The 26,075-nt window shown below is 63.4% G+C and carries 25 protein-coding genes; 14 read left to right on the top strand and 11 right to left on the bottom strand.

The window, feature by feature from the left end; translation table 11 throughout:
- Window positions 1–99: 99 nt before the first annotated feature.
- Both cpaB and GC1_RS15045 read right to left on the bottom strand, forming a co-directional pair.
- On the bottom strand, window positions 100–957 hold the full coding sequence (cpaB, locus tag GC1_RS15050) for a Flp pilus assembly protein CpaB (protein ID WP_019298337.1): 858 nt from the start codon (window positions 955–957) through the stop codon (window positions 100–102).
- A gap of 176 nt (window positions 958–1,133) precedes the next feature.
- Window positions 1,134–1,340 carry a hypothetical protein gene (locus GC1_RS15045; RefSeq protein WP_019298338.1) on the bottom strand — a complete coding sequence of 69 codons (207 nt, stop codon included), beginning with the start codon at window positions 1,338–1,340 and terminating at the stop codon, window positions 1,134–1,136.
- Window positions 1,341–1,698: 358 nt separating this feature from the next.
- On the opposite strand from GC1_RS15045, the gene GC1_RS15040 reads away from it, so the two are divergent.
- The gene (locus GC1_RS15040; RefSeq protein ID WP_019298339.1) at window positions 1,699–2,508 is read left to right on the top strand and encodes a lytic transglycosylase domain-containing protein; all 810 of its coding nucleotides are present in this window, start codon (window positions 1,699–1,701) and stop codon (window positions 2,506–2,508) included.
- A gap of 876 nt (window positions 2,509–3,384) precedes the next feature.
- Window positions 3,385–3,861: a hypothetical protein gene (locus GC1_RS15035; RefSeq protein ID WP_019298340.1), complete on the top strand. Its 477-nt coding sequence runs from the start codon at window positions 3,385–3,387 to the stop codon at window positions 3,859–3,861.
- A 61-nt stretch (window positions 3,862–3,922) separates the two neighbouring features.
- On the opposite strand, the gene GC1_RS15030 is transcribed toward GC1_RS15035, so the two are convergent.
- From GC1_RS15030 to GC1_RS15020, 3 genes are all read right to left on the bottom strand, one after another.
- Window positions 3,923–4,552, bottom strand: a complete 630-nt coding sequence (locus tag GC1_RS15030) for a CoA transferase subunit B (RefSeq protein ID WP_019298341.1) — start codon at window positions 4,550–4,552, stop codon at window positions 3,923–3,925.
- Window positions 4,552–5,277, bottom strand: coding sequence for a CoA transferase subunit A (locus GC1_RS15025; RefSeq protein ID WP_019298342.1), 726 nt, complete (start codon window positions 5,275–5,277; stop codon window positions 4,552–4,554). Before GC1_RS15025 ends, GC1_RS15030 begins: the two co-directional genes overlap by 1 nt.
- A gap of 138 nt (window positions 5,278–5,415) precedes the next feature.
- Entirely contained in the window at window positions 5,416–5,841 is a 426-nt protein-coding gene (locus GC1_RS15020; protein WP_019298343.1) for a VOC family protein, read from the bottom strand.
- A gap of 65 nt (window positions 5,842–5,906) precedes the next feature.
- On the opposite strand from GC1_RS15020, the gene GC1_RS15015 reads away from it, so the two are divergent.
- A complete protein-coding gene (locus tag GC1_RS15015; protein WP_029205054.1) occupies window positions 5,907–6,494 on the top strand; it encodes a TetR/AcrR family transcriptional regulator in 588 nt (195 codons plus the stop codon).
- Here GC1_RS15015 and topA read toward each other — a convergent pair.
- From topA to tldD, 3 genes are all read right to left on the bottom strand, one after another.
- On the bottom strand, window positions 6,491–9,133 hold the full coding sequence (gene topA / locus GC1_RS15010) for a type I DNA topoisomerase (protein ID WP_019298345.1): 2,643 nt from the start codon (window positions 9,131–9,133) through the stop codon (window positions 6,491–6,493). The two genes, GC1_RS15015 and topA, sit on opposite strands and share 4 nt — an antisense overlap.
- Window positions 9,134–9,315: 182 nt before the next feature.
- Entirely contained in the window at window positions 9,316–10,497 is a 1,182-nt protein-coding gene (gene dprA, locus GC1_RS15005; RefSeq protein ID WP_036762742.1) for a DNA-processing protein DprA, read from the bottom strand.
- 231 nt (window positions 10,498–10,728) lie between these two features.
- Window positions 10,729–12,150 carry a metalloprotease TldD gene (gene tldD, locus GC1_RS15000; protein WP_019298347.1) on the bottom strand — a complete coding sequence of 474 codons (1,422 nt, stop codon included), beginning with the start codon at window positions 12,148–12,150 and terminating at the stop codon, window positions 10,729–10,731.
- A 195-nt stretch (window positions 12,151–12,345) separates the two neighbouring features.
- On the opposite strand from tldD, the gene coxB reads away from it, so the two are divergent.
- The 11 genes from coxB (at window position 12,346) to GC1_RS14945 (ending at window position 22,397) form a co-directional block, all read left to right on the top strand.
- Complete coding sequence (coxB, locus tag GC1_RS14995) at window positions 12,346–13,191, top strand: cytochrome c oxidase subunit II (RefSeq protein ID WP_019298348.1); 846 nt, start codon at window positions 12,346–12,348, stop codon at window positions 13,189–13,191.
- Between the two features lie 97 nt (window positions 13,192–13,288).
- A complete protein-coding gene (gene cyoE, locus GC1_RS14990; protein WP_019298349.1) occupies window positions 13,289–14,230 on the top strand; it encodes a heme o synthase in 942 nt (313 codons plus the stop codon).
- A gap of 1 nt (window position 14,231) precedes the next feature.
- Window positions 14,232–14,411, top strand: a complete 180-nt coding sequence (locus GC1_RS14985) for a hypothetical protein (protein WP_019298350.1) — start codon at window positions 14,232–14,234, stop codon at window positions 14,409–14,411.
- The gene (locus tag GC1_RS14980) at window positions 14,411–14,998 is read left to right on the top strand and encodes a cytochrome c oxidase assembly protein (RefSeq protein WP_019298351.1); all 588 of its coding nucleotides are present in this window, start codon (window positions 14,411–14,413) and stop codon (window positions 14,996–14,998) included. Before GC1_RS14985 ends, GC1_RS14980 begins: the two co-directional genes overlap by 1 nt.
- Before the next feature lie 23 nt (window positions 14,999–15,021).
- Window positions 15,022–15,831 (top strand): cytochrome c oxidase subunit 3, encoded by an 810-nt coding sequence (locus GC1_RS14975; RefSeq protein ID WP_019298352.1) that lies wholly within the window; start codon window positions 15,022–15,024, stop codon window positions 15,829–15,831.
- 102 nt (window positions 15,832–15,933) lie between these two features.
- On the top strand, window positions 15,934–16,596 hold the full coding sequence (locus GC1_RS14970) for an SURF1 family protein (protein ID WP_019298353.1): 663 nt from the start codon (window positions 15,934–15,936) through the stop codon (window positions 16,594–16,596).
- A 20-nt stretch (window positions 16,597–16,616) separates the two neighbouring features.
- Window positions 16,617–18,005, top strand: coding sequence for a threonine synthase (thrC, locus tag GC1_RS14965; protein ID WP_019298354.1), 1,389 nt, complete (start codon window positions 16,617–16,619; stop codon window positions 18,003–18,005).
- Window positions 18,002–19,264: a M16 family metallopeptidase gene (locus tag GC1_RS14960; RefSeq protein WP_019298355.1), complete on the top strand. Its 1,263-nt coding sequence runs from the start codon at window positions 18,002–18,004 to the stop codon at window positions 19,262–19,264. The genes thrC and GC1_RS14960 overlap by 4 nt, the downstream gene beginning before the upstream one ends.
- Window positions 19,264–19,854 carry a GNAT family N-acetyltransferase gene (locus GC1_RS14955; RefSeq protein ID WP_019298356.1) on the top strand — a complete coding sequence of 197 codons (591 nt, stop codon included), beginning with the start codon at window positions 19,264–19,266 and terminating at the stop codon, window positions 19,852–19,854. Before GC1_RS14960 ends, GC1_RS14955 begins: the two co-directional genes overlap by 1 nt.
- Window positions 19,855–20,112: 258 nt before the next feature.
- Window positions 20,113–20,937: an MBL fold metallo-hydrolase gene (locus tag GC1_RS14950; RefSeq protein WP_019298357.1), complete on the top strand. Its 825-nt coding sequence runs from the start codon at window positions 20,113–20,115 to the stop codon at window positions 20,935–20,937.
- Window positions 20,938–20,978: 41 nt separating this feature from the next.
- Window positions 20,979–22,397: an FAD-binding oxidoreductase gene (locus GC1_RS14945; protein ID WP_019298358.1), complete on the top strand. Its 1,419-nt coding sequence runs from the start codon at window positions 20,979–20,981 to the stop codon at window positions 22,395–22,397.
- A gap of 218 nt (window positions 22,398–22,615) precedes the next feature.
- Here the strand turns inward: GC1_RS14945 and GC1_RS14940 are convergent, their stop codons facing one another.
- From GC1_RS14940 to GC1_RS14930, 3 genes are all read right to left on the bottom strand, one after another.
- Entirely contained in the window at window positions 22,616–23,155 is a 540-nt protein-coding gene (locus tag GC1_RS14940; RefSeq protein ID WP_019298359.1) for an adenine phosphoribosyltransferase, read from the bottom strand.
- Window positions 23,156–23,295: 140 nt separating this feature from the next.
- Window positions 23,296–24,174, bottom strand: a complete 879-nt coding sequence (locus GC1_RS14935) for an S-methyl-5'-thioadenosine phosphorylase (RefSeq protein WP_019298360.1) — start codon at window positions 24,172–24,174, stop codon at window positions 23,296–23,298.
- Between the two features lie 215 nt (window positions 24,175–24,389).
- On the bottom strand, window positions 24,390–25,880 hold the full coding sequence (locus GC1_RS14930) for a hypothetical protein (protein ID WP_019298361.1): 1,491 nt from the start codon (window positions 25,878–25,880) through the stop codon (window positions 24,390–24,392).
- Window positions 25,881–26,075: the final 195 nt, after the last annotated feature.

Genomic DNA, 26,075 nt, shown 5'->3' with positions numbered 1-26,075 from the left:
GCGGCAGCTGATGTGGGGCCTTGGCAACAGACAGGTCAGCCGCCCTTCGGCAAAGAAGGGCGGCTGAACAAGGTAACAGTCTGTGCAAGAATGGAAATTCTAGTTGGTGCAGGGGATCGGAATTTCCACGACTTCCGCGCCCCGGCGGGTGCGGACGGTGCAGACTTTTTCCCGTTCCACCTCCGGCTGCACCTCAATCGCGCCAAGGCCAAGCAGCTTGCGCTGGTCAACTTCGATCACTGAGGCAACGGTGTCGTCGCCCGCGCCAACCAGGGCCAGGGTCAGCTTTCCGGTGCTCTGCGCCTGGGCAAGGGCGGCAACCTGTTCCGGCTTGGCCGCGACCGTCACAGTGCGGGCAATTACGGCGCCGCTGATGTCACTGTTTGCCTTTTGGTCAACAGCAATCAGTTCGACATTGGTTTCAATGAGGCGGGTGAACTCACCGTCGGCGGCCCCGGCCTGACGCACCTGGCCGGTCCAGTAGATATCCACCTTGTCGCCGGGGCGCAGGAAGCCGGACACGCCGGAAGACACGTCCACCCGGATGGCAAAGGCACGCATGCCGCGCTCCAGGCGCGAGGTGATGCCAGCGTCTTCACCCGGCAGGGTGACCTTGCTGGCCATGATCGCCTCGTTCTTCTCCATCGTGCGCAGAATGACACGGGGTGTCTCGTCTGCACCCGGCGGGAACAGAGCCTCCAGGCTGGTGAAAACCCCTTCGGGCAGGCTTTCCTGCGGCCAGCGGACCTGACGGACGTTTTCCTTGGTCAGCCGGTGGCCGTATTTCAATTCTTCCGTCGCAACAAAGATGTCGACGGTGGGAACCGCTTCCACCCGGGCTGCGCGTTCCTGTGCCAGAGCCTGCTGGTATGAGCTGATATATTTTTTCGCCATCATCACGGCGCCGCCGGCCAAAGCGACACCCAGGATGAGAATAAGTCCGAATACAGTACGCATGACGCTCCTTCGGTCGCATGCCCAGCCGGGGTGCTGAACAAAGACTCTGCTTAGGTTCCGGTCATCATGTTTTGCGGCAGGATCTCCGCAGCCGCTATGCGCGGCAAAAACCATGAGGAAAGCCGCCCGCTGGAGGGCAGGCGGCTTCCATAGCTCTCTTAGACGTTAGCCGGACCTTAGGTCGGGTTGTCGCCCAGGCTGTAGGTGGTCGGCACGGAGTTGGTCAGGGCGGTGCCGGTTGCGTCTGCAACGCTGTCCACGCCGCTTGCAACGGAGGTGTAGGCAACACCGGCCAGGGCTGCGACAGCTGCGGTCAGAACGACCCAGTCAACAGTCACGGCGCCGTCTTCGTCTTTGCGGAAGTTTTTGATGAACTTGATCATGGTATGGTCCCTCCAAAGGATCTCTGAATTTGCTTCACCTTGCCGTCGCTCTGGAACCTGCTCTCTCACCAGCTTTGGTTCCTGTCCGGCTTGGATGAATACATATAGCCAGTGCAGCGTGGCAGGATTTGGGCTGAAAGCCGGAAATTGCTGCCCAAATTTAACTTTTCAAAAAGAAATGCCTTAACGCCTTGTTTTTGCGGCGTTAAAAAATCGTTACTGGCGGGAGTCCCGTGGTAATTCCGCGCCAGTTGGGGGCAAATATGGCGAATACGCCAGATTCTGGTGCGGAAATGCTGGATTTTGCGGCCCGGTTTTCCGAGTCTTAGGCCAAAGAAAACCAAAAGCAGGCCGAGCAATGTTTGTGCGTAACGCAGTTTTGGCGCTGGCCCTCTGCGCCATGCCCCTGGCCGCGGCCGGGCAGGAGGCGGCGACTCCCTTTCCCGAGTTTGAGGCAAAGCGCGTCAAACCTCCGGCGCCGGGAACGGGCAAGCGTATAACTGTGCAGATCGAACCGGAACCCGAAGCAGAGAGTGCCCCAGCTGCAGCGCCTGCTGCCGGGGACCCGGCCGCTGTGCCGCCCGCGGGACGTTACGGCTGGTTCTGGGACAAGGTCGCGTCGGGGATTGAGGGCGCGGGGCCGGGACGTTTGGACGATGCGATGCAGGCCCTGAACGGCGCCAAGGGACTAAAGACGCCGCGGCTGCAGCTGATGCAGGACATCGTGCAGGAGCGCGGTGTGCAGATCCTGACCGAAAGCATTGGCACGGAGGTTTCGCCCGCCTTGGTGCTGGCAGTGATTGCCGTCGAATCTGCGGGCAAGCCCGATGCTGTCAGTTCCGCCGGTGCGCAGGGGCTGATGCAGCTGATGCCCGACACCGCCGCGCGGTTCGGGGTCAGCGATGCCCTGGAAGCCAAGCAGAACATCTCCGGCGGCATCCGGTACCTGGACTGGCTGATGAAGGAATTCGGCGGCGACCCGATGCTGGTTCTGGCAGGGTACAACGCAGGCGAAGGCGCGGTGCGCAGCCATCAGGGCGTGCCGCCCTATGCAGAGACGCGCGACTACGTTCCCAAGGTCCTGGCCGCTTACCAGGTGGCGCGGGGCCTGTGCATGACGCCGCCGCTGTTCCTGTCGGACGGATGCGTGTTCCGGATGCAGAACTGACCCCCCTGCGCGCCCCTTGGTTCCAGCAGCCAGTGGCCGGGGAAGGGGAGCCGGGCGAATCCCGCCCGGAATCAAGCCGCAGACGCCGGGCGAGCGCCTGCCTCTCGGCGATTGCTTGCAATCGCCTGCCGGCAGCGCATTGCGTTGCAATGCGCGAGAGGCCGCCCCACCGGGCTGGCGCTTTGGAAAGGGTAATGCTCCATTGAAAGCTTGTACGGACGTTGCCGGGATAATTTGCCCTGCACCAGCGTTGCGGCGCCACCCCGCGGGCAGGCGCCCGCCCTTTGCATCAAGCTGTGGGTACGGCACACCGCAAGGTGTTGCGCACCCAGCGTACGCCCCCTTCACGCGATCCTCATTTCCCTGTGCCACACTCCCAAATGATCGCGATCCCCCAGCCATGGATCCCGCGCGCGGGACCATGATACGAGGCCCAGGCATCTGTGCGGCTGAATGGGCAACACCCGGAGACCGGCCCTGATAAAAAGGGGGTCGTCCAAGCGAGCTTGTCCGAGCAGGCCCCCTGTGGGGTCTGTCCACCTCCACCCCGGCGGCGCCGCCCCCTTAATTGGGACCTCAGGCACAACCGAACGGACCGAAGAAAAGAAACAGGGACCTGCAAGGAAAAACCGCCAAGGGCAAAATGCCCCCGGCGGCCAAATCTGCTGCGTTTCCGGGGGGGGCGCGCATGACGCCGCCGTTGGTCCTGTCCGATGGCTGCGCGGTCCTGACCCTAGGTGCGCTAAGCCTTTGATCAGGCTGACGCTGCGTTTTTTCGGAAAATTGCCGGTGTCCCTGACGGCTGGCCTTGTTGCTGCCCCAGTTGACTGATTTCTGACCGGTATTTTCAGACGTACAAGTCATTGGAGACAGAGATTGGATTTAGGTATTGATCCGTCGGCGGTGGCCGCGGGCTCGCAAGAGGTGACCAGCACATTTGTCATGTTCGGAACCATTGCGTTTGTCGGTTTCTTCGGCCGGATGATTTTTGTGGCCTTTGGCCCCGGCCTCGCAAAGTCCAACCCGTTCCGGAACTTTTCGGGCGGCGGTTTCATTCTTCTGGCGGCGGCACTTTTTGCCGGCGGGCTTTATGCCTCGGGTAAAATGACCAAAGCCACCGTGCTGTTCAAACGGCACCTGGCCGATCCCGTCATTGTAACCTTGCTGGGCAAGGACAGCTGTGATCCGGCGGATGGCAGCTATTGCGTTGTGGTGTTCGAAGACGGGCAGGAAAAGATCGTCAACTGGTACAACAAGCGGGTCTACATGTACGAGATCGTCAACCCGCCTGAGGGGGCAGTCTGGCACACCCTTCGCCCCCGCCACCGGCCCGGTCTGGCTGCCGGAGTATAGGGCGTAACAGAAAACGGCCCGCCTGAGACAGGCGGGCCGTTTCAAATTCAGAAATAGAAACTCAGTCCACGATGGTGGCTTCGGTGGCTGCACGCAGCTCGTCTTCGCTGACGCCCTCAGCGCATTCCACGATCTTCAGCCCGCCCTCGACAACGTCCAGAACGCCCAGGTTGGTGATGATCCGGTCCACCACGCCCCGGCCTGTCAGCGGCAGGGTGCATTCCTTCAGAACCTTGCTGTCACCATGCTTGTTGGCGTGATCCATCACCACCACCACACGGCCGACGCCCGCCACCAGGTCCATGGCGCCGCCCATGCCCTTCACCAGCTTGCCGGGGATCATCCAGTTCGCCAGGTCGCCGTTCTCCGCCACTTCCATCGCCCCCAGGATCGCCATTGCGATCTTGCCGCCGCGGATCATCGCAAACGACTGCGCCGAGTCGAAATAGGCGGTCTGCGGCAGCTCGGTGATGGTCTGCTTGCCGGCGTTGATCAGGTCGGCATCCTCTTCGCCCTCGTAAGGAAAGGGGCCCATGCCCAGCATGCCGTTCTCCGACTGCAGGGTCACTTCCACACCCTCGGGGATGTAGTTGGAGACCAGCGTCGGGATGCCGATGCCGAGGTTCACATACCAGCCGTCCTGCAGCTCCTGCGCGGCGCGTGCCGCCATCTGATTGCGGTCCCAAGGCATTATGCTTGCTCCTTCTTCTGACGGACGGTGCGCTGTTCGATGCGTTTTTCGTGGTCACCCTTGATGATGCGGTGCACGTAGATGCCGGGCAGGTGGATCGAGTCCGGGTCCAGCGAGCCGGTGGGCACGATCTCCTCGACCTCAACCACGCAGACCTTGCCGCAGGTCGCGGCCGGCGCGTTGAAGTTGCGGGCGGTCTTGCGGAACACCAGGTTGCCGGTCTCATCCGCTTTCCAGGCCTTCACGATGGCGAGGTCGGCAAAGATGCCTTCCTCCATGATGTAGTCTTCCATCGCGCCGTCCGGCCCGGTGGGGAACTGCTTTTCCATCTTGCCCTCGGCAATCACGGTGCCGACGCCGGTCTTGGTGAAAAAGCCGGGGATGCCCGCGCCGCCGGCGCGCATGCGCTCGGCCAGGGTGCCTTGCGGGTTGAACTCCAGTTCCAGCTCGCCGCTCAGATACTGGCGCATGAATTCGGCGTTTTCCCCCACGTAGGAGGAGATCATCTTCTTCACTTGCCGGGTCTGCAGCAGGATGCCGATGCCGAAATCGTCAACGCCCGCGTTGTTGGAGGCAAAGGTCAGGTCCTTGGTGCCCGCGTCCTTGATCGCCTGCAGCAGCAGCTCGGGAATGCCGCAGAGGCCAAAGCCGCCCGCGGCGATGAACATGCCGTCGTGAAGCAGCCCGTCGAGCGCTTCAGCGGCGCTGGAATATACCTTTTTCATGGAGATCTCCCATTATGCCGGTTGCAGGGAGTTCTGGCGCTCAGCCGGTGCAGAGTCAATGAATACGGAGACGGCTGCGTATTTCTACGGAGCCGCTTTGACGGCCCGCCAGTTCCGGCAGACCGTCAAGGCCGGAAGTCATACAGGCAGGGCGTCTTCGGCGTATTGCGCCGCGAACGCCGCGCTGGGCGGGATCGGGGTGATCACGTCGATCAGCACACCGTTCGGGTCTGCCGTGATGAAGTGGCGCTGCCCGAAGTCTTCGTCGGTGAGCGGCTTCAGCACCGGCAAACCGGCGCCGGTCAGCCGGGTGTATTCGGCTGCGGCATCCTCCACCTCGAAGTTCAGGATGACGCCGGCACTGTTGCCGCGCCCGGCCTCTGGGACCGTGGGGTGCGTGCCATCCAGGATGGCCAGGTTCACGGCAGGATCAGTGCTCGACTGAAGATGCACGTACCAGTCCGATTCAAACGCCGGCTGGAATCCAAAATGGGTTTGGTAAAACGCCGCGGTGGCGGCGACATCGCTGGTCTGCAGCACCGGGTAGTATTGAGTGACTTTCATCTTGCACCTCATTTGAAAAACATACAGTCTGTATGTATGTGGAAATAAACATACAGGCTGCATGTATGCAAGAGAGAAATGCTCCCGTCCCGAACACCGCGCGCCGCGCCGCCATGCGTGAGCGGCTGATCGCTGCCGCCCGCAAACTGTTTTCGGAAAAGGGCTACGCCGAGACATCAACGCCGGAAATCGTCAAGGCCGCGGAGGTCACGCGCGGCGCGCTTTACCATCACTTCGATGGCAAGGAGGCGCTGTTCCGTGCTGTTGCCGAGGCCGAGGCCCAAGCGGTTACCAAGGCAATCGAGGCCGCGGCCAAGGTGCCGGGCGGGGAGGGGCTGGAGGCGGGCAGCCGGGCGTTCTTTGCCGCAATGGCGAAGCCGGGCCGCGCCCGCATACTGCTGGTGGACGGGCCCGCTGTGCTGGGAGCCGCTGCGATGGACGAAATTGATGCCGGCGGCGGGCGCAGTGCGCTGCGCGCGGGGCTGGCGTCTGCGGGCACGGGCCTGAAAGAAGGTGAGCTTGATGCGCTGGCGGCGGTGATGTCAGCGGCCTTCGACAGGGCAGCGCTTGCCATTGCCGAAGGTGCTGAGTCCGCGCCTTATGAGGCGGCGATGGCGGCATTGATGCGTGCCGCCATCGTACCGGTGACTTAGGTCGAGGCTTTTTTGGCGGCAGGTTTCTTCTTGGCGGCGGGCTTCTTCGCCGCGGCCTTTTTCTTGCCGCCCTTGGAGGACTTCTCGGCAATCAGCTGCACCGCCATCTCCATGGTCACGTCCTTGGGCTCCACGTCCTTGGGCAGGGTGGCGTTCACCTTCTCCCATTTGACGTAAGGCCCGTAACGCCCGTCCATGATGTTGATGGCACCGCCGCTGTCGGGGTGTTCGCCCAGCTCCTTCAGCGGCTTCGCTGCGGCCCGGCTGCGGCCGCGGCCCGGGTTGGCGCGTTTCTCGGCCAGCATCTCCACCGCGCGGTTCATGCCGATCTCAAAGACGTCCAGCGTTTCCTTGAGGTTCACGTAAACCGGCTTTTCATCATCCGGCAGCTGGTGCGCGATGTACGGCCCGAAGCGGCCCAGGTTGGACTGGATCGCACCGCCGTCCGGGTGCTGGCCGATTTCGCGCGGCAGGGTCAGCAGGGTCAGCGCCTGTTCCAGCGTGATTTCATTCGGGCCCCAGCCGGGCAGGAAATCCTTGCCCTGTTTGGGCAGCGAGGAGCGCGGCGGCTTCTTGTTCTCGGGCGTCGCCTCGCCGCGCTGAACGTAGGGGCCGAAGCGGCCGGATTTCAGGTGGATCTCGTCGCCGTCGTCCTCGCCCAGAATACGCTCATAGCCTTCGGCACCCTCACCGGAGATCGGCCGGGTGTAGTTGCATTCCGGGTAATTGCCGCAACCGACAAAGCCGCCGGTGCGCGAGGTCTTGAGGTGCAGCTGGCCTGCGCCGCACTTCGGGCAGGTGCGCGGGTCGGTGCCATCTTCACGCGGCGGATAGAGCTGCGGCGCAAGTGCATCATCCAGCACGTCCAGCACCTCGGTGATGCGCAGGTCGGAGGTTTCCGAAATGGCAGCGGAGAAATCCCGCCAGAACTTGCCCAGAAGCTCCTTATAGTCGCCGTCGCCCGCGCTCACGTCGTCCAGTTCTTCTTCCAGATTGGCGGTGAATTCATAGCCCACGTATTTGCGGAAGAAGTTCAGCAGGAAGATGGTAACGATCCGGCCCTTGTCCTCCGGGAACAGGCGGTTCTTTTCCTTGCGGACGTATTCGCGGTCCTGGATCGTGGTGATCACGGAGGCATAGGTCGAGGGGCGGCCGATGCCCAGCTCTTCCATCCGTTTGACCAGGGTCGCCTCGGTATAGCGCGGCGGCGGCTGGGTGTGGTGTTGCAGCGCCAGCACGGCACCGTCCTCAGAGAGGACAGAGGCGTCCTTGCCTGCCTTCTCTGCCTGCGCTGCCAAGGAGGATGCGAATTTCAGCGCCTCGCCCTGCATGATCTGCGGCAGGCGCTTGTCGTCCTCATCCGCCACATCGTCGCGGCCTTCCTCATAAACCCGCATGAAGCCGTCAAACAGCACCACCTGACCGGTGGCGCGCAGCACGACCTGCTGGTCGCTGGAGCCGATATCGACGGTGGTGCGCTCGAGCCGGGCGCCTTCCATCTGGCACGAGAGGGTCCGTTTCCAGATCAGGTCATAGAGCTTGCGCTGATCGTCGTCCGAAACCTTCAGGCTGGCGGCATCGCGGCTCATGTCGGTGGGGCGGATACACTCGTGCGCTTCCTGCGCGTTCTTTGCCTTGTTCTTGTAGATCCGCGGCGAGGACGGCACGTATTCTGCGCCATAGCGCTTTTCGATCTCGGCGCGGGCTTCCTGCACCGCTTCGGGTGCCATGTCGATGCCGTCGGTCCGCATATAGGTGATGAGGCCGGCCTCATACAGCCGCTGCGCCGCGTTCATGGTCTGGCGCGCGCCCATGCCGAACTTGCGGCTGGCTTCCTGCTGCAGGGTCGAGGTCATGAAGGGGGCAGAGGGGTTGCGGGCCGCGGGCTTGGCCTCCACCGACAGCACCGACAGCTTGCGCGAGGCCACCGCCTGCACCGCCATTTCAGCAGAGGTCGAGTTCTTGAGGCTGTATTTATCGAGCTTGTCGCCGCCCATGACGGTCAGGCGCGCCTCGAACTCCTGGCCGCGGGGGGTGGCCAGCTGGGCGCGCACGGACCAGTATTCCTGTGCGTTGAAGGCCTCGATCTCCATCTCGCGCTCGACGATCAGGCGCAGGCAGACGGATTGCACACGGCCCGCCGAACGCGCGCCCGGCAGTTTGCGCCACAGCACCGGCGACAGGTTGAAGCCCACCAGATAGTCCAGAGCGCGCCGCGCCAGATAGGCCTCGACCAGCGGCATGTCGACCTGGCGCGGGTTCTGCATCGCCTCGGTCACCGCTTCCTTGGTGATCGCGTTGAAGGTCACCCGGCTGACGGCGGTGTCCTTCTTGATCGAGCGCCGTTTGGTCAGCGCCTCCTGCAGGTGCCAGCTGATTGCCTCTCCCTCGCGGTCGGGGTCGGTGGCGAGAATCAGCGCATTGTCGTCTTTCAGCGCGTCGGCGATGGCCTTCACATGCTTGCGGGAATCGTTGGCGACCTCCCAGGTCATGCCGAAATCATTGTCGGTGTCGACCGATCCGTCCTTGGGCGGCAGGTCGCGCACATGCCCGTAAGACGCCAGAACCGTATAGTCGGGGCCAAGATATTTATTGATTGTTTTTGCTTTGGCCGGGGATTCGACAACTACTACTGGCATAAATTCTGATACCTCTTCGGACCGGTTTGCCGGGTTCTATGGCGGGGCAGGATGTGGGGCGCAAGGGGAGAATGTCAATCCGGGTGCAATGGACGCGGTGCAATTCCTGCCTTTGCGGACCTGCTGCAGAGCGATTTGCCTGGTTCCGGATGCCGCTTTGCCGCCGTTTCAGAGACAGGGGATTAATCGTCGTCTTCAGGGTAGGCCCGGGACAGCAGGCCGCCGGGTTCGCGGCGGATCGCGCCGTCCAGTTCCAGGTCCGTCAACGCGGGGGCCAGATCCTGCGGCGGCAGGGACAGGTCGCGGATCAACTGCGTCTCGGATGTGGGGGAGGGGCCGAGACTGCCGAGGATCTGCTGATGCAGGGCGTGAGTTTCCGCCAGGCTGCGCCGCTGCGGCGGGGGCGGCGGCAGGGCGGCAAGCGCTTGCTGAAGGTCCTGCGGTGCGCAGGCCGGCGCGGCTGGCATTTCCTGCGGCGGCAGCGCCTCCAGCACGTCGCTTGCGTCGCGGACCAGGGTGGCGCCGTCGCGGATCAGCCGGTTGCAGCCGGAACTGCGCGCATCAAACGGGTGGCCGGGCACCGCCAGAACCTCGCGGCCATAGTCGAGGGCGTCGCGGGCGGTGATCAGGCTGCCGGATTTGGCAGCCGCCTCCACCACCACCACTGCGCGGGACATGGCGGCAATGATCCGGTTGCGTTTGGGGAAATCGCGGGCCTGCGGTGTGAGGCCCATGGGCTGCTCTGACAGCCGCAGCCCGGTCTCAGTGATGTCAGCCGCAAGTTTGGCGTTTTCCGCCGGGTAGATCACGTCCGCCCCGCCTGCCAGCACCGCGATAGTGCCGGTTTTCAAAGCGGCCTGATGGGCGGCGGTGTCGATGCCGCGGGCCATGCCGGAGACCACAGCATTCCCGGCCTCACCAAGGGAATGGGCCAGCGACCGGGCCATCCGTACCCCCAGCGAGGAGGCATTGCGGGCGCCGACCATCGAGATCATCGGGCGGTCCAGCACCGACAGATCGCCGATGGCCCACAGCAGGGGCGGGGCATCTTTGATGCCTTTGAGCAGAGCTGGATATTCGGGGTCCGAAAAGCACAAAAGCCGCGCTTTGGCGGCTTTTGCGGTCTTGAGTTCCTTGTCCACCGCCTTGGCAGGGCATGTTTCATACCCTTTGATGCCTGCGGAGCGTGCCACTTCGGGCAGCGCATCCAGCGCGTTCTGCGCTGAACCATATTCTGCGAGCAGCCGGTGAAAGGTCACCGGGCCAACCCGTTTGGAGCGCAAAAGGCGAAGCCATGAATACCGGTCATCTTCCGTGGTGGGTGGGAGTGGGGGGTGAGTGGAAGAAAGTGTTTCTTCGGTCATCCGCAGCTCCGCCTGTTTGCAGGACAAGAATTAACCTTGAGGGGGTTAACAGGTGGTGAACGGCTGGAAAGATTTTGGCAATGCCCTGAAAATTTTTGCTAAGTTGTGAAAACTGCTTAAGAAATTCACATGCAATCAAAGGTTGTGCGATTGTGCTTGCAGCGTTTTGGCCCGGCTGGCTGTACAGCCGGGCCCCGGATTTTGCGGCAAGCATATGGTTTTGCCGCGAATTTACGCAGCAGAGCCGCCAACTGTCAGCCCGCCCATCAGCACAGACGGCTGGCCAACGCCGACCGGAACCCATTGCCCGGCCTTGCCGCAGTTGCCCATGCCGGGGTCCAGCGCCATGTCATTTCCAAGGCCGCGAATCTGTTTGAGCGCGGTGGCGCCGTCGCCGATCAGGGTGGCGCCCTTAACCGGTTCACCGACCTTGCCGTCCTTCACGCGGTAGGCCTCGGTGCAGGAAAACACGAACTTGCCGTTGGTGATATCGACCTGGCCGCCGCCAAAGCCCACCGCCCAGATGCCGTTCTTGATGCCCGCCACCAGGTCGCCGGGGTCAGCCTCGCCGCCCAGCATGTAGGTATTGGTCATCCGCGGCATCGGTGCATGGGCATAGCTTTGCCGCCGCCCGTTGCCGGTGGGGGAGACCCCCATCAGCCGCGCGTTCTGGCGGTCCTGCATGAAGCCGACCAGAACCCCGTCCTCGATCAGCGTGGTCTTCTGGCTGGGGGTGCCCTCGTCATCGACGGTGATGGAGCCGCGCCGGTCGGGGATGGTGCCGTCATCCAGCACCGTGACGCCCTTGGCGGCGATCTGCTGGCCCATCAAACCGGCAAAGGCAGAGGAGCCCTTGCGGTTGAAATCGCCCTCCAGCCCGTGGCCGATTGCCTCGTGCAGCAGGATGCCGGGCCAGCCGGGGCCAAGCACCACGTCCATTTCCCCCGCTGGGGCAGGGACTGCATCCAGGTTAACCAGGGCGATGCGCAGCGCCTCTTGCACTTGAGCCTGCCAGTGCGCGGGATCGACCAGCCCGTCCAGGCCCAGCCGCCCGCCGCCGCCGGCGGAGCCGCTCTCGCGGCGGCCGTCCTTTTCGACGATGACGGAGACATTCAGGCGCGCCATCGGGCGGGTGTCGCGCACGCGCACCCCGTCGGCGCGCAGGATCTCCACCTCTTGCAGGGAGGCGGCCAATGACGCGGACACCTGCACCACGCGTTTGTCGAGATTGCGGGCGTAATCGTCGATCTCGCGCAGCGTCTCCACCTTGACCGGGAAGGGCATGGCGCTGATCGGGTCGGCGTCGGTATAAAGCTTCTTGTTGGTGGCCAGCGGCGCGTCCGCATAGGTGCCGCCGCCGGTGCCAACCGCCAGCTTGGCGGTTTCCGCCGCCCGCCGCAGCGAGGCGATGGAGACGTCGGTGGAATGGGCATATCCAGCCACATCGCCGTTCACGGCCCGCAAACCAAAGCCTTCGGAGGCATCGTAGCTGGCGCTGCGCAGCCGCCCGTCATCAAAGGACAGCGCCTCCGACTTGCGGCGTTCGGCAAAGATCTCGCCGTCCTCGGCACCGTTCAGGGCATCACGCAGGGTGGCCAGCGCCTCATCCTCCGGAAGCGCGGTTTCGAAGGGTCGGAAGGATGGGTTTTCCATGGCACGGTCCTCAGATTTTTTGATCTAAATCAAGAAAGCGACGGTTTGACGCTTGGCTGCCTCTTTATCTGTACGCCCGAATATGGTTTTAAGCTGCATCAAAGACAACGGGGCAGGTGCGTTTTGCGGAATCATTGATTCCCATGCATTTCGTGCTGCCGCAGGAACAATACGATCAACCGATCAGGACAGAACATGAAAAACGCTTTGATGCTTTCGGGCCTTTTCGCCGGCCTTTCGAGCCTTCCAGCAATGGCGCAAGAAGGCCTGAAAACCATTGGTAAGCCGGTGGACGGCGGCCTGAACTTCCAGCCGGCGGCGACCTCGCTGATGGAAGGGATCCACAAGCTGGACTGGATGATCCTGGTGATCATCACCGTGATCTGCATTTTCGTTGCTGCGCTGCTGCTGTGGGCGATCGTCCGGTTCAATAAGCGCGCCAACCCGACCCCGGCAAAGTTCAGCCATTACACCCCGATCGAAATCGCCTGGACCGTGATCCCGATCCTGGTGCTGGTGTTCATCGGCTCCTTCTCGCTGCCGCAGCTGTTTGCGCAGCAGGAAATCCCGGAAGGCGACATCAACATCAAGGTGACCGGCTACCAATGGTACTGGGGCTATGAGTATTCCGACCACGAGTTCGGCTTTGAAAGCTTCATGCTGCCGAAAGAAGACCTGGCCGCAAACGGCTATGCCGAGGATGAGTACCTGCTGGCCACCGACACCGCCGTTGTGGTGCCGTCGGGCAAGACCATCGTGATGAACGTGACCGGCGCTGACGTGATCCACTCCTGGACCATCCCGGCCTTCGGCGTGAAGCAGGACGCGGTTCCCGGCCGTCTGGCACAGCTGTGGTTCAAGGTCGAAGAAGGCAAGGAAGGCATCTACTTCGGCCAGTGCTCTGAGCTGTGCGGCAAGGACCACGCCTATATGCCGATCACCGTCAAAGTGGTGACCCAGGCAGAATATGACGCCTGGCTGGAAGGCGCCAAGGAAGAATTCGCGGGCATCCCGCAGGCCTACCAGGTCGCTTCCAACTGATAGCCTGGCCGCATGGGGCCTGCAGGGGCGCCGTGTGGTACAGTGACAAGATCTGGGTGCGCAAGCTTGCGCACCCGTTGCCGCCAAAGGACCCAAGATGAGCGACGCAAGCATCAACGCAAGCCGGGCATATGAGGACGAGGCCAGCTTTGGCGATTATTTCGCCCTGCTGAAGCCCCGTGTCATGTCGCTGGTGGTGTTCACCGCTCTGGTCGGCCTGCTGGCCGCGCCGGTTTCTGTGCATCCCGTTGTCGGCTTCTGCGCGATCCTGTTCATTGCCATCGGCGGCGGTGCCTCCGGCGCGCTGAACATGTGGTGGGACGCGGATATCGATAAGGTGATGAAGCGCACCAAGTCGCGCCCGATCCCGGCGGGCAAGGTTGAGGCCGGCGAGGCGCTGGCGTTCGGCCTGGCGCTGTCGGGCCTGTCGGTGATCATGCTGGCGCTGGCCGCCAATGTCTTTGCCGGTGCGTTCCTGGCCTTCACCATCTTCTTTTACGTGGTGGTCTACACCATGTGGCTGAAGCGGGCGACGCCGCAGAACATTGTGATTGGCGGTGCCGCTGGAGCCTTCCCGCCGGTCATCGGCTGGATCGCCGCCACCGGCACCATGTCGGTTGAGCCCTGGCTGATGTTCCTGCTGACCTTCATGTGGACGCCGCCGCATTTCTGGGCGCTGGCGCTGTTCATGCGCTCTGACTATGACGACGCGGGCGTGCCGATGCTGACCGTGACCCACGGCCGCCGCTCTACCCGCATTCACATCCTGGCCTATACCGTGCTGCTGGCCGTGCTGGCTGTTGGCACCGCGTTCTCCGGCATTGGCGGCCCGATCTATCTGGCCGCGGCGCTGGTGATGAACGCGCTGTTCCTGCATGGCGCCTGGAAGATCACCCGCCGCGACGAGGATGATTCCGAGGGTGACAATTTCAAGGTGGAGCGCAGTTTCTTCAAGCTGTCGCTGCTGTATCTGTTCCTGCATTTCGGCGCCATTCTGGCCGAGGCTTTGCTGAAGCCCTATGGCTTGGGAGGCTGGTAAGATGGCCCTGCGAAAGGAACATGAGATCCACAAGCGCCGCTCCGGCCTGAACAAGGGAGTCGGCATTCTGCTGGCGGCCTTTGTGGTGCTGATCATGGCGCTGACCATGGTCAAGGTGACTTCGGCCAGCTTCAAGTTCCCCGATGCACAGTCCTCTGGTGAACAGGGGGAGCAGAACTGATGGCGCTGCAGGGGCCCCAAAAGACTGTTGTCCAGCTGGTCGGCGTTGTCGTCCTGATGGGCGGGCTGTCCTGGGCGTCGGTGCCGTTTTATGACTGGTTCTGCCGCGTCACCGGCTTTGGCGGCGTCACCGGCGTGGCCAGCGCGGGATCGGACACGGTTCTGGACCAGACCATCAAAGTCCGCTTTGACGGCTCCAAGGAACGCGGCATGCCGTGGGAATTCAAGCCGATGCAGCGCGAGATGGAGATCAAGCTGGGGGAAACCGGCCTGGCCTTTTACGAGGCCTATAACCCGACCGACCGCCCCGTGGCGGGGCAGGCGTCCTACAATGTGGCGCCCTATCAGGCCGGCGGGTTCTTTGAGAAAATCGACTGCTTCTGCTTTACCGAGCAGGTGCTTCAGCCGGGGGAGCGGGTGCAGATGCCCGTGACCTTCTATGTTGACCCGGAAATCATTGACGACCGGGACGCAAAATACGTGCATACGATCACGCTGTCGTACACGTTCCATGAAATCGATCTGCCCGAGGGCGTTGCCGCTCTCGACACCGGGGGTAACACCGGGGCAGGCACAACCACGAACTAGGCCGCTAGGTGAGGGACACTTAAATGGCGCATGCTAAAAATCACGATTATCACATTCTGCCGCCGTCGATCTGGCCGCTGGCTGCCGCAGTGGGCACCTTCGTCATGCTGGTTGGCGCAGTGTTCTGGATGAAGGGCATCACCGCCTGGGCCTTCTGGATCGGCTTTGTTGCCGTGCTGTACTCGGCCTTCGCCTGGTGGTCCGAAGTTGTTGCCGAAAGCAAGGTCGGCGATCACACCCCCGTCGTCCGCATCGGCCTGCGCTATGGCTTCATCCTGTTTGTGATGTCCGAGGTGATGTTCTTCTTCGCCTGGTTCTGGTCGTTCTTCAAACACGCCATGTACCCGATGGAGACCTATGTCGGCACTGAATATGTGGCCCCGGCGATCTACCCGGTCGACCCGTTTCACCTGCCGCTGATCAACACCCTGATCCTGCTGCTGTCCGGCTGTGCCGTGACCTGGGCGCACCACGCGCTGGTGCACAACAACGACCGCAAGGCGCTGATCCAGGGCCTGGCGATCGGTATCGCCTTCGGCATCGCTTTCACCGCGCTGCAGGGCTATGAATACGCCCACCTGCTGCATGAAGGCTGGAAGTTCGGCGAAGACGAGTTTTACTCGAACTTCTTCATGGCAACCGGCTTCCACGGTTTCCACGTGATCATCGGCACCATCTTCCTGACCGTCTGCCTGATCCGCGCGATGAAGGGTGATTTCACCCCCGAGCAGCACGTCGGCTTTGAGGCGGCTGCCTGGTACTGGCACTTCGTGGACGTTGTCTGGCTGTTCCTGTTCGTGGCCGTCTACATCTGGGGCACCTCCGGTTTGTAACGGTTACATGTTTGCGGTTCCAAAAACCGCAGACAGACCTTAATGAGCAAGGCGCGCAGGGGACACCTTGCGCGCCTTGTCTTTTGAAGCGGAGCGGCCCGGATGCGGCGTGTCATCTTCCTGTTGATCATCGGAGGCGCGGGCCTGGCGATACTGATCGGCCTAGGCACCTGGCAGCTGCAGCGCATGGGCTGGAAGGAAGACCTGCTTCAGACGATTGAGGCCAGCATCGCGGCTGCACCGGCGGCTTTGCCGCAAGTCCCGGTGAAGGAGCAAGACCGCTACCGGGCCGTTACCGTCGAGGGTGAAATCGAAGGCAATGCGCTGCATGTGTTCTGGGTCACCAAAGACGCCGAAACGGGGTACCGGGTCATTGCCCCATTCGTGACCACCGATGGCCGGCGTGTCCTGTTGGACCGGGGCTTCATCCCTGCCGCTGAAAAGACCACATCTCTCAGCATCGGGCAGGCAACCGTCACCGGCAATCTTCTCTGGCCGGATGAGGGCGACTGGACGACGCCCGCGCCGGAAGTGGACACCAATATCCTCTATGCCAGGGACGTGGCTTATATGGCAGAGCGCCTGAACACCGAACCCGTTTTGATTGTCGCCCGCAGCACAGCGCCTGAGGCGGCGGTCACTCCGCAGGCTGTGACAACTGCGGGCATCCCGAACAACCACTTGCAATATGCGATCACCTGGTTTTCGCTGGCCTTTATCTGGGCCGCGATGACCGTCTACTTCCTGCGGCGCAGCCGCCCCTGAACCCGAAAGAGCTGAAGGCGATGAAATATATCTCGACCCGGGGCCAAGCGCCCGAGCTGACCTTTGAAGATGCGATGCTGACCGGCCTCGCGCGTGACGGCGGCCTGTATGTGCCGGCGGAAATCCCGCAGATGTCCCAGGACGACATCGCGGCGCTGGCGGGGCTGTCCTATGAGGAAACCGCGTTCCGCGTCATGCGGCCCTTCGTCGGCGATTGCTTCACCGATGAGGAATTCCGCGCCATCATCGCCCGCGCCTACGCGGGCTTTGAACACGCCGCCCGGGCACCGCTGAAGCAGCTGGCGCCGAACCATTTCCTGCTGGAGCTGTTCCACGGCCCCACGCTGGCGTTCAAGGACTTTGCGATGCAGCTGATCGGCCAGCTGTTCCAGGCTGCACTGGAGCGCCGCGGCGACCGGGTGACCATTGCAGGCGCCACCTCCGGCGACACCGGTTCTGCCGCCATGGAAGCCTTCCGCGGCCTGAACAATGTGGATGTGTTCATCCTCTACCCGCATGGCCGCGTGTCCGAGGTGCAGCGCCGCCAGATGACCACGCCGCAGGACGCCAATGTGCACGCGCTGGCCGTCGATGGCGACTTCGACGACTGCCAGGCGCGTGTGAAGGACATGTTCAACGACTTCGACTTCCGCGACGGCGTAAAGCTGGCGGGCGTCAACTCGATCAACATCGCGCGGGTGCTGGCGCAGGTGGTCTATTACTTCTCCTCCGCCGTGTCGCTGGGCGCGCCGCAGCGCAAGGTGAGCTTCACCGTGCCGACCGGCAACTTCGGTGACATCTTTGCGGGTTTCATCGCCAAGCAGATGGGTCTGCCGATCGACCAGCTGGTGGTTGCCACCAACCAGAACGACATTCTGCACCGCTGCCTGTCCGGGCAGGGCTACTACAAGGGCGACACCCAGCCCTCGATCTCTCCCTCGATGGACATTCAGGTGTCTTCGAACTTTGAACGCGCGCTGTTCTATGCCTACGGGCAGGACAGCAAGGCGGTGGCGCTGTTGATGGATGAACTGAAGAACGGCGGCTTTGACGTGTCGCAGGGCGCGATGCAGGCGCTGGCGGAGAATTACACCTCTGGCCGCACCTCCGAGGAAGAGACGCTGGCGACCATCAAGTCCGAGCTGGCGTCCTCTGGCGAACTGATTTGCCCGCATGGCGCGGTTGCCGTGAAAGTGGCGAACGAACACCGCAAGGCGGAGGTACCGATGATCACGCTGGCCACAGCGCACCCGGCGAAATTCCCGGCTGCTGTGGAAGAAGCCAGCGGCATTCATCCGCCCTTGCCGCCGCGCATGTCCGACCTGTATGAGAGGCCGGAACGGGTCACCCGGATCGCCAATGATCTGGCTGCCCTTGAGGATCACATCAGAAAGAACATCGCGAATTGACAGTTCAGCAGCACACACTCGCCAACGGGTTCCGTATCGTCTCCGAGCATATGCCGGGTCTGGAATCCGCGGCGGTCGGGATCTGGGTGAGCGCCGGCGGCCGCCACGAGCGGCTGGAGCAGAACGGCATTGCCCATTTTCTGGAGCACATGGCCTTCAAGGGCACCAAGCGGCGCTCGGCCCTGCAGATCGCAGAGGAGATCGAGGATGTGGGCGGTTATATCAACGCCTACACCTCGCGCGAGGTGACGGCCTATTACGCCCGGGTGCTGAAAGACGACGTGCCGCTGGCGGTGGATGTGATCGGGGATATCCTGCTCAATCCGGTGTTCGACCAGCGCGAGATCGAGGTTGAGCGCGGGGTGATCCTGCAGGAGATCGGCCAGTCGCTGGACACGCCGGACGACGTGATCTTTGACTGGCTGCAGGAGGAAAGCTACCGCGGGCAGCCGCTGGGGCGGACCATTCTGGGGCCTGCGGAACGTGTGCGCAGCTTCAGCCGCGAGGATCTGCAGGGCTTTGTCGGTGAACACTACGGCCCCGGCCAGATGATCCTGGCGGCGGCGGGCGGCGTCGATCACGATGCGCTGGTCAAACTGGCGGAGCAACTGTTCGGCCATATGGAGGCCAAGCCGGAGTTCACCGCCGAGGGCGCGCAGTTCACCGGCGGCGAGGCGCGGCAAGTGAAGGATCTGGAGCAGGCGCATTTCGCGCTGGCTTTTGAAGGCCCCGGCTACCGCGACCAGTCGATGTACACCGCGCAGATCTATGCCAGCGCCCTGGGCGGCGGCATGTCCTCGCGCTTGTTCCAGGAGGTGCGCGAAAAACGCGGCCTCTGCTACACGATCTTCTCGCAAGCGGGCTCTTATGCCGATACCGGCTCGATGACCGTCTATGCAGGCACCTCGGGTGAACAGCTGACGGAGCTGGCAGGCATCACCATCGACGAGATGAAACGCGCCGCGGACGACATGAGCGATGCCGAGGTGGAGCGCGCCCGCGCCCAGATGAAGGCCGGGATGCTGATGGGGCTGGAAAGCCCCTCGAACCGGGCTGAACGGCTGGCGCGGCTGGTGCAGATCTGGGGCAAGGTGCCGTCGCTGGAGCGCACGGTGGAGCGGATCAATGCGGTCACCACCAAGGACGTGCGCGAGCTGGCGGAGACCATGGCGGTGACGGCGCCTGCGGCGCTGGCTTTGTACGGCCCGGTCGCGGACGCCCCGGCGCTGGAGCGGCTGCAGGAGAGGCGCGCCGCCTGATGCTGCTCAACCGCCGCAAGGTCCGTATCGAAACCGAGCGCCTGACCCTCAGGCCGCCGGTGCATGCGGATTTTCACGGCTGGGCGGCATTGAGGCTGCAGAGCCAGCCCTATCTTACCCCGTGGGAACCCAGCTGGGCGGCGGACCACCTCAGCCGCAAGAGCTTTACCAACAGGGTCTACTGGGCGCGGCGGTCGGTTTCCGGCGGCACCGCGCTGCCGCTGTTCCTGATCCGCCGGTCCGACAACCTGCTGGTCGGGGCGATTACCCTGGACAATATCCGGCGCGGCCCGGCCCAGGCCGGCACGCTTGGCTACTGGACCGGCCAGTCGTTTGCCCGCCAGGGCTACATGCGCGAGGCGATCGGCGCGGTGGTGCATCATGCCTTCACCAAGCTGGACCTGAGCCGGATCGAGGCCGCCTGCCTGCCGGAAAACCAGGCGTCGCGCGGGCTGCTGGAGAAATCCGGCTTCAAGTATGAGGGCGTGGCCCAGTCCTATCTGCAGATCAATGGCCGCTGGCGCACCCATGTGCTTTATGCCTCCCTGCGCCACGACCGCCGCGGCAAGACGCTGGCGGGGCAGGCCTAAGCAAAACATTCTATTAGCGAGGTGCTCCCGCCCGTCGCTTGCGCATCAGAAGATGCGCCGCTCCCGTTGGGCCGGGCGCCGCCCCTGCGGTGCGGCGCGGCGCGTGGGGCAAACGGTGCTGCGCCCTGCGCTAGCAGGGCGCCACGCCCAACGGCGGTGCGGAATTTTCAATTCCGCTGGCGCAGGCGGGAGCGCTTGCAGGGCGAATTTTCTGCGGTAAGGGCTGACAATGGCGGTTTGCGCCCTAGAACCTGCCTCATGCGCGCGTTTGCCACTTTCCTGTGTTTCATTCTGTGTTCCGCTGCCCTCCAGGCGCAGGAGCGGAGGCAGAGCCATTGCATTGCCCTGGCAGAGGCGACGCCCGGTCTGGAGTACCTGCAGCAGGCCAGCTGGCAGGACCCGGTGGCAGAAGACAGCGTGCAGATCCGCTACATCGCCCATGCCTCGTTCCTGCTGCGCACCGAGGGCGGGCTGAATGTGGTCACCGATTTCACCGGCTTCACCGGCGCTGCGCCGCTGATCCCGGATGTGGTCACCATGAACCACGCCCATGAAACCCATTGGACCGCTCATCCCGACCCCGCGATCCCGCATGTGCTGGAGGGCTGGGGGCCGTTTGGTGCAGGCATCGAGCATCACCTCGACCTCGGCGAGATGCTGATCCGCAATGTGCCCACAGACATCCGCAACATGTTTGGCGGGGTGGAGGCGCGCGGCAATTCGATCTTTGTTTTTGAGGCTGCGGGTCTGTGCATTGGCCACCTCGGCCACCTGCACCACGTGCCGACACCGGAGCAATATGCCGCGCTGGGGCGGCTTGATGTTGTGATGGCGGCGGTGGATGGCGGCATCACCCTGCCGCTGGATCAGATGCTGGAGGTGTTGGGGCGGCTGCGCTCCTCGGTGATCATTCCGATGCATTGGTTCAGCGACTATTCGCTGCAGAGTTTCCTGTCCCGGATCGGCCCGGAGTTTGATGTGGTGGATGAGGGCAACAGCGAGTTGTCGGTGTCCCTGCGCAGCTTGCCCAGCCGCCCGACCATCCATGTGCTGCGGCCCAAGTACCTGCTGGACGGGGAGTGAGCTGCCTTGCCAGTTGCGGGGCCTTGCGGCATGGATAGGGCATGACGCTGAACCCCGCCGATCCCGCCTTTGCTGCCCGCCTGTCACCCCTGCTGCCAGAGGGCGTTTTGCGCGCTCCCGAACCGCGTTATCTGGAAGAGCCGCGTGGGCGGTACCGGGGGCAGGCGGGGCTGCTGGCCTTGCCGCGCAGCGTGGAGGAAGTGTCCATCCTGGTCCGCGAAGCCAATGCCGCGCGGGTGCCGGTTGTACCTTATGGCGGCGGCACCGGGCTGGTCGGCGGCCAGGTGATGGCGAAGGGACCGGCGCCGCTGCTGATCTCGCTGGAGCGGATGGCGGCGATCCGGGCGGTGCACGCCCGGGAGAATGTCCTTATCGCGGAAGGTGGCGCCATTCTGGCGGACGTGCAGGCGGCGGCGCAGGAAGCCGGGCGCCTGTTCCCGCTGTCACTGGCGGCAGAAGGTTCGGCGAGGATCGGCGGCAACCTTGCGACCAATGCGGGCGGCGTTAACGTACTGCGCTACGGCAATGCCCGCGACCTCTGCCTGGGGCTGGAGGCGGTGCTGCCTTCAGGCGAGATTTGGAACGGGCTGTCGCGGCTCAGGAAAGACAATACCGGCTATGACCTGCGGAACCTGCTGATCGGGGCCGAGGGCACATTGGGAGTGATCACCGCTGCCGCACTGAAACTGTCGCCGATCCCGGCGTCGCAAGGCACCGCGGTCTTTACCGTGACGGACCCGCAGGCGGCCATTGATCTGCTGGCCCTGGCCCGGGATCACGCGGGTGAGGGCGTCAGCGCCTTTGAGCTGATCCACCGGCAGGGGCTGGATTTCCTGGCGGAGACGCTGCCGCAGGTCCGCCAGCCCTTTGCCGAGGCGCCGGAATGGTGCGTGCTGATCGAGCTGGGACTGCCGCGCGGGCTGGAGGCGGAGGACACCCTGGCCGCGCTGTTTGAAGCCGCCGAGGCGGCAGGGCTTGCCAGCGACGGGGTGATCGCCCAGTCGGACAGCCAGCGGCAGATGCTGTGGGCGGTGCGCGAGCATATCCCGCTGGCCAACAAGGCTATCGGCTCGGTGTCCAGCCATGACATTTCGGTGCCGATTTCGGAGATCCCCGCCTTCATCGAACGGGGCAGGGCGGCGGTTGCCGGGCTGGGCGATTTCCGCATCAATTGCTTTGGCCATCTGGGCGACGGCAACCTGCATTACAACGTGTTCCCGGCCAAGGGCCGCAAGCGCGAGGAGTATGAGGCCGCGCGCGGTGCGGTGAAAGAAGCGGTGCATGATCTGGTGCAGGCCTTCGGCGGCTCCTTTAGTGCCGAGCACGGGGTGGGGCGGATGAAATCAGGTGATCTGGAGCGCTATGGCGACCCGGCCAAGCTGGCGGCGATGCGCGCCATCAAACAGGCGCTGGACCCCAATGGCATCATGAATCCGGGCGCGGTGCTGCGCGCGGAGTGATTTGGTCTGGTATCTTTGGGGGGCTCCCGCACCCGCGGCTGCCCGGCTGTGCCGGACCGCCTGGCGGCTTTGGGCCCGGCGCCGCGCAGATGCGCGGCGCGCCCCTTCCGGCCCAAGGGGCCTGAAGGGGCCATGCCCAACGGGAACAGCCTTTCCCTGGAAAGGCGCCTGACCGGCGGGAGCCCTCCTAACATGCACAGGCGGTCAGTTGAGGGTGTTCAGAGACCCTCGAACTCGCAGAGCACATGCACGTCCATGCCCATGTCCTCCAGCAGCTTGCGCCCGCCCAGTTCCGGCAGATCGACGATGAAGGCGCAGGAGACGATCTCGCCGCCCAGCCGTTCGATCAGCTTGATGCCCGCGCCCGCGGTGCCGCCGGTGGCCAAGAGGTCATCGACCACCAGGATCTTCTCGCCCGGCTGGATGGCGTCGTCGTGAATCTCCACAATCGCCTCGCCGTATTCCAGCTTGTAGTCCTGGCTGATGGTGGTGCCGGGCAGTTTGCCCTTCTTGCGGATCGGCACAAAGCCGGTGCCCAGCTGGTGGGCAATCGCGCCGCCGAGGATAAAGCCGCGCGCCTCAAGCCCCACGACCTTGTCGATCTGCTCACCGGCGTAGGGGTGCAGCATCTGGTCGATGGCCATGCGAAATCCCCGCGGATCGGCAAACAGCGTGGTCACGTCGCGGAACATGATCCCTTCGTGCGGGAAATCGACGATGGTGCGGATGTAATCCTTGACGGCGGGTTTCTTGGGCATCGGCGCGGCTCCCCTTGGCGAATTGAATGCGGCGCCCCGGGTTTCGCGCCCGGGGCCACAGCGGGTTTGGCCGATGCTGCCGGGCCATGCAAGGGCTTCCTTGGCAGCACAGGGCTTTTGCAGCGCGGGCTGTCCGCTCGTCAGCCCAGCACCCGGCCCGCCACCGCGTCCAGTTTGGCCAGCAGCGCCGGGTCGCGTTTCTCCGGGGCGGTCATGATGGCGTATTCCAGCGCTTTGTCGCAGCCGTGCGGGCAGTCCTGCCGCGCCTTGCCCAAGAGGCCGGGCAGGCGGCGCACCAGCGCGCGGGCGTTGGCGGAGTTGCCCTGCAAAGTGGCAATGATATCAGTGATTTCCACCGCGCCATGCTCCGGGTGCCAGCTGTCGTAGTCGGTGACCATGGCGATGGAGGCGTAACACAGCTCCGCCTCGCGGGCGAGCTTGGCTTCGGGCATATTGGTCATGCCGATCACGTCGCAGCCCCATTGCTCGCGGTACATCTTGCTTTCGGCCATCGAAGAGAACTGCGGCCCCTCCATGCACAGATAGGTGCCGCCGCGGTGGACCTTGATGCCGGCATCGCGCGCTGCCGTCTCTGCCGCGTCCGAGAGCCGTTCGCAGGTCGGATGCGCGACGCTGACATGGGCGACGCAGCCGGTGCCAAAGAAGCTTTTCTCGCGCGCGAAGGTGCGGTCAATGAACTGATCCACAACAACAAAATCGCCCGGCGCCATCTCCTCGCGGAAGGAGCCGCAGGCGGAGACGGAGAACACATCGGTCACCCCCAGCCGCTTCAGCGCGTCGATATTGGCGCGGTAGGGGACCTCGGTGGGGGAATGCACATGGCCGCGGCCGTGGCGGGGCAGGAAGGCCATTTTGACGCCGTCCAGCGTGCCGGTCAGGATCTGGTCCGAGGGCGCGCCCCAGGGCGTTTCGACCGTGGTCCACTGGGCGCCTTCCAGCCCGTCGATCTCATAAATACCGGAGCCGCCGATCACGGCGATCATGGTTTCCCGGGTCATGTCCTGCCCTCCTGTTGCTGCTGATTTGGATATGCGCAAGCGGGATGGGATTTGGCAAGAGCGGGGTGATCAACAGGGGGTGACATGCGTGCACCCCCTGTGCACCCCCTGTGCAGCGGATGGGTGCCGGGGGCGGTTGCCTGCCCCTCTCGGCGGTAGAGCCGCCTGCCGGGCAGCGGGACATGAGTATTTGGGGAAAGATGAAAGAGCGGGGGCTATTCGCGCCGGATGATCCCGGTCAGCGCCGCCGCGCCGAGGGCGGTGACGATCCAGCCAAGAGTGGTGAAGACCCAGCGTGCCCACCAGAGGTGATATCCCCACGTGCCGCGCTCTGTCGAGGGCGCCCAGGCGTCGGTCTGGCCGAAGTTGATGATAGGGATCACGACGTCTGCTGCGTAAGCGAGCGGGTGAAAGCTTTCCCAGTCACGGCCAGGGATGGAAGTTTTGCTCCAATCCTGTGCCGGATTCGGGTGCGGTGGATGGCTGGAATGTGAGGCATAGGTTGCCCAGCTTTGCGAGTTCAGGATCACGCTGGAATTGGGCGCAAAGCTGCCTTCTTCCCAGGCCCGCTTTGTTGGAATGGAGGTCATGACAATCAAAAGGGTCAGCGCAAAAAGTGACTGCCAAGGGCGGTATCCGTGTGCCGTCAATAAATACGAAAGCCCGTGCCAGACCCAAAGCACGCCGCGTCTTACTGGTCGCATGAATGCGAAGACAGGTGACCTTGGAACGACTTCCTTCCGTGCTTCTGCGCGCAGTTTGCAGGCAAGTGTGACGCGGACTTTCATCGCATCCGCCTCATGTCCCATATCGTGCAGCACCTTGGCGAGCTGTTTGTAGGGCTGGGGGTAGAACTCCCCATTCCAGCGGTCACCCTGCGCCAGCCAGTTGAGCCGGGTGCGGGCATCGGTGGGGCCGTGAAGGCGGCGATAGGTGAAGCCGTCCAGGATGAGGTGCCCGCTGTCCGGCCAGCAGTCAGGATCATCCACCAAGTCACCGCAGTGTGCAGCGGCCAGGTCAATGGACCCCTGTACAGTTACCTGATCGCGAAAGAGAAAGCCTTTGCCAATAACCGCATTTTGGAGGTTTAGCGCTTTTCCGCCTTCGTTCTGGAACTCTGCCCCTTCGCAATCCAACTGCCCGCCGGTTTTGAGGCCATTCAGATCCGCCGCGCCGAGGACTTTTACAGAGTCGAGGGACAGGGTTTGGCCAATATCTGCGTCCTGGAGGTTCAGCGCCTCTCCGCCCTTGTTTTGGAACTCTGCCCCTTTGCAGTTCAGCTGCCCGCCGACCTTAAGGCCACCAGCGGAAAGAAACGGCAGCTTGCATGAGCGCAGCCGGAAATCTTTCTTAGCGTTGCAGCGGGTGGCGTAGATGCCATGCTGAAACCGGCAATTGTGCAGCAGCATGTTGCCGGGGATTTCGCAGTCCCTCAGATTTAACTCACCGGTGATTACCACGCCTGCCAGTCCAACGCCGACTTCCGTGACTTGGCTGTTTTCGCAGCCGCCGCGCAGGAAGAAGCGCAGCACGTCGGCGCGGATGTGGCGGTCAGCGGGCAGCGACGACCAGTCCTCTGGCTCTGGCGGGGTTTGACCATCGGGGCCGCAGATGCAGAGTTTACCGGCCACTGCCGCCTGCTTCAGCTTCCGCTCCGCCTTGGTTGCGGTGGGTTCAATCTCGCTCCAGCTTTTAAACCGCTGCATCTCAAATCCTTCAAACCGAATTTGGGGATCATCGGCGGCTTGGGGCGCGATTACAAGGCGGGGCGAGCAGTGAAATCCCAACAAGCGCTAAAGTTTTATCCCGGCCCGTCTGACCAGATTTTTCGCGCGCGACACATTGCGAGCTGGGCGGGGAGAGGCATCAAAAGAGGCACGGGAAAGCCGGCCCGGTTTGCA

This window comes from Leisingera sp. ANG1 (genome assembly GCF_000203975.2).
Lineage (GTDB): Bacteria > Pseudomonadota > Alphaproteobacteria > Rhodobacterales > Rhodobacteraceae > Leisingera.
The sequence above is the reverse complement of the archived record's forward strand: the minus strand, read 5'-3'. Positions and strand labels throughout refer to the sequence as shown.